1 protein-coding gene is annotated in these 593 nt (G+C 63.1%); it reads right to left on the bottom strand.

The features are described 5' to 3' along the window. Positions 1–41: 41 nt before the first annotated feature. Positions 42–593 (bottom strand): LLM class flavin-dependent oxidoreductase (locus BN2476_RS50175; RefSeq protein ID WP_143811273.1); only part of this gene is annotated, 552 nt, incomplete at its 5' end.

A 593-nucleotide genomic window follows, 5' to 3' on the forward strand; every position in this document is an offset into this window, starting at 1 on the left:
GCACGAAGCGGCTGTTCAACGGCTCGGCGTCTTCCATGACCTCAGGCCGCATGGCGAATCTCACGCGGGCTGCGCAGCCCGTGTGCCTCCAGGATGGGCAGCACCGTGTCACGGAAGTATGGAAACTCCTTCACATAGTCCACGAACGAGAGCGTCGTGCCCTTGAAGCCCGCTTCGGCGAGCGAAATCAGCCCTGCCGCCACCTGTTGCGGCGTCCCGACGAGCGGAAAGCCGCCATGACCCGCAGCCATCCGGTCGCGGATCAGCGCAAGCAGATCATGAGGGAACGACTGCGCATTGGCGAACTGAAGTGCCACGAGGTTATCGACTGCGCCCCAGTCCGCATTGTCCTGCGCGAAATATTGGAGGTACTGGCGTGCCTCCTCCTCGGTCGGGCGGCAGACCACATGCGAAAACGTCAGCACGTTCACCGCTTTCCTGGCGGCGGCGGCTTTCTGCTGCAGTTCTGCCACTTCCGTGCGCGAGCGCTCGAGATCGATCGCCGGCGTGAACAGGAAGTTCGCGTTGCCGATCGCGAAGTCTCTCCCCTCGCCCGAGCCCACGAGACTAAGGCGAATCTCGTATGCCGTCTT

Source organism: Paraburkholderia piptadeniae (assembly GCF_900007165.1).
In the GTDB taxonomy this organism is placed as follows: domain Bacteria; phylum Pseudomonadota; class Gammaproteobacteria; order Burkholderiales; family Burkholderiaceae; genus Paraburkholderia; species Paraburkholderia piptadeniae.